At 59.8% G+C, this 6,687-nt stretch carries 5 protein-coding genes and 1 pseudogene; 3 read left to right on the plus strand and 3 right to left on the minus strand.

From position 1 onward, the window contains the following. Positions 1 to 23: 23 nt before the first annotated feature. The 3 genes from Q0864_RS11370 to Q0864_RS11380 all read right to left on the minus strand — a co-directional run bounded on the left by Q0864_RS11370 (position 24) and on the right by Q0864_RS11380 (position 3,462). On the minus strand, positions 24 to 1,217 hold the full coding sequence (locus Q0864_RS11370) for a toxic anion resistance protein (protein ID WP_298569469.1): 1,194 nt from the start codon (positions 1,215 to 1,217) through the stop codon (positions 24 to 26). A gap of 17 nt (positions 1,218 to 1,234) precedes the next feature. Continuing rightward, complete coding sequence (locus tag Q0864_RS11375; protein WP_298569472.1) at positions 1,235 to 2,122, minus strand: 5-bromo-4-chloroindolyl phosphate hydrolysis family protein; 888 nt, start codon at positions 2,120 to 2,122, stop codon at positions 1,235 to 1,237. 266 nt (positions 2,123 to 2,388) lie between these two features. Continuing rightward, positions 2,389 to 3,462: an alkane 1-monooxygenase gene (locus tag Q0864_RS11380; RefSeq protein WP_298569476.1), complete on the minus strand. Its 1,074-nt coding sequence runs from the start codon at positions 3,460 to 3,462 to the stop codon at positions 2,389 to 2,391. A 153-nt stretch (positions 3,463 to 3,615) separates the two neighbouring features. Here Q0864_RS11380 and Q0864_RS11385 point away from each other — a divergent pair, with 153 nt between their 5' ends. The 3 genes and pseudogenes from Q0864_RS11385 to Q0864_RS11395 all read left to right on the plus strand — a co-directional run. Further along, on the plus strand, positions 3,616 to 5,301 hold the full coding sequence (locus Q0864_RS11385; protein WP_298569479.1) for an NAD(P)H-dependent oxidoreductase subunit E: 1,686 nt from the start codon (positions 3,616 to 3,618) through the stop codon (positions 5,299 to 5,301). A gap of 125 nt (positions 5,302 to 5,426) precedes the next feature. Next, positions 5,427 to 6,062, plus strand: coding sequence for a lysoplasmalogenase (locus tag Q0864_RS11390; protein ID WP_298569482.1), 636 nt, complete (start codon positions 5,427 to 5,429; stop codon positions 6,060 to 6,062). Between the two features lie 72 nt (positions 6,063 to 6,134). Continuing rightward, positions 6,135 to 6,687, plus strand: a pseudogene (locus Q0864_RS11395) (signal recognition particle-docking protein FtsY); the annotation flags it as partial.

Genomic DNA, 6,687 nt, shown 5'->3' on the forward strand with positions numbered 1-6,687 from the left:
TTTTCCCCTTCGCCTGGTCAGGCCTAGGCGCCAGGAACGGCGCTGGCCATGTTATGACCGGATGCCGTACCGCGTGCCTTGGCAGACGCAAGAGTGTCCTTCAGCTCTGCCTCCATCTTGATCAACTCCTCTTCGGCGGCTGCGCGTTTCGCTTTGCCTTCGTCGGCGATCGCAAGGCTTTCTTCGATGGTTGCGATCAGGTCGGCGTTGGCTTGCTTGACGGCTTCGATATCGAAGACGCCGCGCTCCATTTCCTCGCGCACAATCTTGTTGGCGTCGCGCAGGTTCTTTGCGTTGGCCGTCAAAAGCTCGTTGGTCAGGTCGGTTGCACCCTTCACCGCGGCCGCTGCATCTGCAGACCGCTGAATGGTTACCGCCTGTGCAAGCTGTGTTTCCCACAGAGGCACGGTGTTGACGAGGGTCGAGTTGATTTTCGTCACCAGTGATTTGTCATTTTCCTGAACCAACCGGATCGAAGGCAGGGACTGCATCGTCACCTGGCGGGTCAGTTTCAGGTCATGCACGCGGCGTTCCAGATCATCACGCGCGGCACGCAGGTCACGCAGCTCTTGCGCCTTGATCACACCCTGATCTTCAGGTGCGGCGGCAACTTCGGCCTCTTTCGCAGGGATCACGGTGTCGTCCAGCTCGGCCAACTTGGCTTCACCGGCCGAGATATACAGCGCCAGCTCGTCATAGAACTCAAGCGTCTTTTCATAGAGCTTGTCGAGCGACTTGATATCCTTGAGAAGCGTGTGTTCGTGGGTCAGGAGGTTGTCCGTGACCCTGTCGATCTGGCCCTGAACATCTTCGTAGCGGGCCATGAATTTTGCGGCGGGGGCTGCGCGCCCCAGAAGTTTTTCCCACCAACTGCGTTCACGGCGCATGTCCAGTTCACTGATCGAAAAACCACGGATCGTGGTCACGATGTTGCGCAGCCCATCCCCAGCAGGACCAACATCCTTGTTGCGCACACCGGCCAGCATGTCTTGGCTGATCACTTGCAGTTCTGACTGCGCGGCTGTGCCAAACTCGATGATCGACTGGGTGTTGCTCATGTCAATTTCAGCCATGCGCTTTTCGATTTCAGCAGAGACCTTCTTGTTGGCCTTTTTCAACGGCACAAGGGCGGTGCTGGGTTCAGGCAGCACGACGGCTGTCACTTCTTCGATGTCTTTCAGGGCAGCTGCGGCCCTTTGGCGAATGGTCTCGGTCATTGGGAAATCCTCACAAGTTACTCCATACGCACGCCTTCGCGTGCCAGTCTTTCGCGCAGAACCTCGATTTCAACATCAAGGTCCGTGCGGTTATCGCTTAGAAATTGCTGGGTGCGGGCTGTGAAATTTGCTTCCAGATCGTCCAGAAGCGTTTCATAGGCAGCCCGCGCACCGCCTTTGGGTTCGCGTTGGTAGATATCGACGAACTTGGTTGTCGCGTCGCGGGCCCCCAGAAGATAGACGCCCAGATATTTGCGCGCGGCGGTCAGGTCACGCGGGTCATCTTCGACCGTGCGAAACATTTCGCGCGCAGTGGTGGAAAAGCTGTCGATCCGCGCTTGAAGGTGGCGATCACGCGTGCGCCCGATGGACTCTTTCATCGCGGACAAGTGCTTTTCTGCTTCGGTCACGGCGCGGGCAACGCGGTCGGTCTGGAATGTGTCCACGCCATCCACCCCTTTGTTGCGCAGGGGGTCCGGGCCGAAAGCGGCAAAATGCAAACCGGCACCAAGGACTGCAAAGATGATGGCGCTTGCCATGCTGCCTCCGACAAACCCCGCAAGCCCCAGCCCTGCGCCCATCAATACCGATCCGAAGATCTTGCGAGGAATGGCAGGGCGACGCGCGATTTTGCGAGCATCATAGGCTTGGTGGGCGAAAACGCCATCTCGGGTCATCCAGGCAGACAGGATCAGCAATCCGAAAGCGGCCAGCGTCATGGCAAGCCCGGCCGGGTCCTGAAAGAAGGCACGGATTGCAAGCGGCAGTGGGGCGATGAACAGAAAATTGACCCGCCCGGCGCTGCGAGCGGGTTGTTTGCCGTCAAACGGGCGGCGCACCGGCGCCTTGCCTTGTGTCTTAGGCTGGCCGTTTGGGCTGAATTCGCCTCCGAACCGCTGAGACATCATGCCCCTCCCGTGATCGAGACATAGAGGATCAGGGCGACAAGCATGAAGAATGCCGTTTTCTGTAATCCGTTCTCAGACATTTCAGGCTCCTTTCGCGGTCGCCACGTCAATAGCAATATAGGGCTGCATGGCGCGTATCGCCATGGGTTTGTTGATTATCCCCACGGTTGGCAGCCTGCCGCGTGACTTGCACAATAGGCGGTTGTGGTGCCGCGTGAAGGGGAAAGTGCCGCAAGGTTCCCCGCCGGCCATTGGAACGAGGCTCACGGTTGGACTGTCGATGCCTGCGCCTCCTGCGCCCGCCAGCGGGTCAAAGCGCGCGACATCACCTTGCGCCAAAGGCTGGGGATCAGTGCGATCGTGGCCATTGCGGGCAACGAATGAGGCAGCATTGGCGCTTCGAGTGCGGTGGGCAAGTGAAGCGCTGGGTATGGCCGCATCGGGTGGGCGTGGTGGTCGGAGTGGCGTGGGGCATTCAGCATCATGTGGCTTGTGAACCAATGGGGTGCGTTCCAACTGTGCTTCACGCCAACGGGTTCATAGTTGCCATCGTCGCGCATGGCGCGCGTCAGGCCGTAGTGTTGGACGTAATCGGACAGCAAAAGCTGCGTCTGGGCGTGTGCGCAGAGCAGGAGATAGCCGATCAAGCCGCCGAACCCACCGATAAAGATCGACAGCACCACCATTGCGATACCGCCTCCGATATAGGTGACATAGGGGTTCAGCGCTCGCCCGCTCTTGCGCTCCAGATCTTGTTTTTCCATGTCATAGCCCGCTGAAAACGAGCCCTTCCAAGCGCGTGGTGCGAAGTCATAGAAGCTTTCGCCTTCCTGGGCGGTGTTGGGGTCGTCTGGCGTTGCCACCCACCTGTGGTGCACTTTGGGGTGCGCCGAGGCGTGGTGACCAAACAAAAGCGAAATATAGACCCATTTCCCCAAACCCCGCAGCACCCTGTTGCTTCGGTGGATCAACTCATGCGCGTTCGAGTTAGAGACTTGCCCAAAAAACAAGCCAGCCGCCAGGAATGTCGCGATGAGGCCACCCAAGGCCAAGCCAGTTCCGCCAGATAGGGCAAAGACAACCAGCGCCAACAGGGGGAAATGCGCGATGGCCAATGCAGCGGACAGTCGGTTTGCGTCCTTGGTGATCCCGTCTTCATCAAGCGGTTCAGCGATGCGCAAAATCAGCTCGTCGGCGCCGTAAGACAGCGCTGTCATATAGAGAAGAGCCGCCAGCGCGAAAGGGCCGCCAAAGATGGCGCCAAGCGCGATCAACAGCATCGGTGTTGCGGCACTTACCGCAAAGAACCGAAGAGGGTGAGAGATGATTTTCGCCATAGGGCCTCCGCTCGTGACGTAACCTACCCGCGTCATGCGGGAAATATCGTGCAAATGGCAAAGATACGCAATCCGCCAAGCGCATGTCGTTTTTGGATAGCGCGGTGGTAAGCGCGGGGTCTAGTGTGGGGCGGTATCACATTGAGGTTGGACATGGCGCTGGGCGACAAAAAAGGCATCTGGAAATCGGGTAAGGGCAAGGGGCGACGCAAGCCGAAAGGCCGACAGGTCGATCCCGCCGCGCTGGAAGCCGTCCAAGCCCTGCTGGGCGACCGCCCCCGCCGGCGCGATCTGTTGATCGAATTTCTGCACCTGATCCAGGACGCCCACGGCCACCTGTCCGCCCCATATCTGCGGGCCTTGGCGTATGAGTTGAAGATCGGTCAGGCCGAAGCCTATGAGGTTGCCAGCTTCTATGCCCATTTCGACGTGGTGCGCGAAGATGAGACACCTCCACCCGCGTTGACCATTCGTGTCTGTGACAGCCTGTCATGCGAGTTGGCCGGGGCGGAGACGTTGCAAAAAGCCCTTGAGGATGGGCTCGATGCCGCCGAAGTGCGCGTCGTGTGCGCGCCCTGCATGGGCCGCTGCGATACAGCCCCGGTGCTGGAACTGGGGCACAATCACATCGACCACGCGACACCGGAAAAGGTGCAGGCAGCGATTGCCGCCGGGGAAACACACGCCAAACTGCCCGCCTATGAAGACCTCGCGGTTTATCGCGCCGCTGGAGGCTATGCCAAGCTTGAAGATCTGCGCGCGGGTGGCGATTGGAAGGCCGTGCAGGACGACGTGCTGGCCGCCGGTCTGCGTGGGCTTGGTGGGGCTGGGTTCCCGTCGGGGAAGAAATGGGGCTTTGTGCGCGCCAATGACGGCCCCCGTTATCTGGCCGTGAATGGCGACGAGGGCGAGCCGGGCACCTTCAAAGACCGCTACTATCTGGAGCGCACGCCGCACCTTATGCTGGAAGGCATGTTGATCGCCGCCTGGGCGGTCGAGGCCGAGACCTGTTTTATCTACATGCGCGACGAATACCCCGCTGTGTTGGAGATCCTGCGCCGCGAAATTGCAGCACTTGAGGCCGCAGGCATTGTCGCGCCCGGCTATATCGACCTGCGGCGCGGGGCAGGTGCCTATATCTGCGGCGAAGAAAGCGCGATGATCGAATCCATCGAAGGCAAGCGCGGTATGCCGCGCCACCGTCCGCCCTTCGTGGCGCAAGTGGGCATCTTCGACCGCCCAACACTGGTGCATAACGTCGAAACGCTGCACTGGGTCGCTCGTATTCTGCGCGAGGGCCCCGAAATCCTGACCTCGGTCGAAAAGAATGGCCGCACGGGGCTGCGCAGCTATTCCGTATCGGGTCGCGTTGCCAACCCGGGCGCGCATCTTTTGCCTGCAGGCTCGACGATTAGTGACATCATTGACGCCTGTGGCGGTATGGCCGACGGGCATAGCTTCAAAGCCTATCAGCCGGGCGGTCCATCATCGGGCCTGTTGCCCGCGTCGATGGATGACATCCCGCTTGATTTCGACACGTTGCAGCCGCACGGCACCTTTATCGGCTCGGCGGCGGTTGTCGTCCTGTCTGACAAGGACAGTGCGCGCGATGCGGCCCTGAACATGCTCAGGTTCTTTGAGGATGAAAGCTGCGGGCAATGCACCCCGTGTCGATCTGGTTGCGAGAAGGCCGTGAAGCTGATGCAGGCGGATCGCTGGGATCGGGGCCTGCTGGGCGAGCTGTGCACAGTCATGCAGGACGCGTCAATCTGCGGGCTGGGGCAGGCGGCACCCAATCCCATCCTGCTCACCATGAAACATTTTCCGGACGAGGTTTAGCCCGAGCGAGCCGCCCGCGTTCTTCCAACGTCACGCTTGACCCGCAGGGCCGCGCCGCGCATCGCTTGGACCGTGCCACGCGCACGAACACCTGTTGTTAAGGGCTGCAGCGTTAGGAAGATACCATGAGCAACCTGTTGATGATCCTTGGTCTGATGTGCGCGGCCGCTTATCTGCCGTTGACCTCGGCTTCGGCGTCCTGGTCGCGCTCGATTATCAAGACGGTGCCGGTTCTGGCCTTTTCATTCGCGGCCTATGCGGGTGGGGTGGGGCCATTCCTTGTCGCCGCCTTGTTTCTTTCGGCCTTGGGCGATTTTGGGCTGTCACGGGACGGGGATGGACCCTTCCTTTATGGACTGTCGGCCTTCGCATTGGCGCACTTGGTTTACATTCTTCATTTCATGAGCGTGTCAAATGCCCCCCTGTGGGACGCGTTTTCGTCCGCCCCTGTGGCCGCGATCATTCTGGTGGCTCTGATGGTCTCGACCGAACTGTGGCTGGCCACCCATACCGGGCATCTGCAATGGCCAGTGCGTATCTATGTGGTGATCATCGGCGCGATGGGCTTGGCGGCCCTGACGCTGCCCTTCGGGTGGATGGTGATCGGCGCGGTGTTGTTCATCGTGTCTGACGTAATCTTGGCGATCAATCTGTTTCGAATGTCAGATACCCATCACCACCGCATGAAGGCCGGGTATGCGGTCTGGACCCTCTATGTTGCTGGGCAGGTTTTGATCCTGTGGGGTGGCATGCTCGGATGAACGCCTGCGCTGCCCCCTTCCATCCGACACTTATGTGTCATAGTTGGATAGAAAGCGATCAAGAGGGCGCACATGGCTTTTTTCTCGAAACTCAAAGAACGTCTGTTCAAATCCTCATCCAAGCTTGAAGAAGGTCTTGAGGCCATCGTTGAGGATGGCGGCGAGGAAGAGCTGGTTGAGGCGACACAAGACGAGGTCGTGGCAACCGCCGCGCCGGACGTGGTTGATACAGAGACCGCCCCAGATGACGTAATTCCTGAGCCTGAGCCTGAGCCTGAGCCTGAGCCTGAGCCTGAGCCTGAGTTTGATCAGGCGACCGCCGATGCAGAATACGAAGCGCTCTTGGCTGACATGGAAGAGGTGACGCCCGAACAGGCTGCTGCTGCGGAGGCTTTGGAGCCTTGGGTTGAACCGGAAGACGGCATTGACGCCTCGTTGGAAGAGCAGCTTGATGAGATCGAGGGCGCAATTGAAAACTTGGTAGAACCTGCCAATGATGCGACGTCCGAAAAGGCCCTTGAGGCGCCGGAAGAGGTCGCGGAGGTTTCACCCGAACCCGAACCCGAACCCGAACCCGAACCCGAACCCGAACCCGAACCCGAACCCGAACCCGAACCCGAACCCG

This window comes from uncultured Aliiroseovarius sp. (genome assembly GCF_947497285.1).
Lineage (GTDB): Bacteria > Pseudomonadota > Alphaproteobacteria > Rhodobacterales > Rhodobacteraceae > Aliiroseovarius.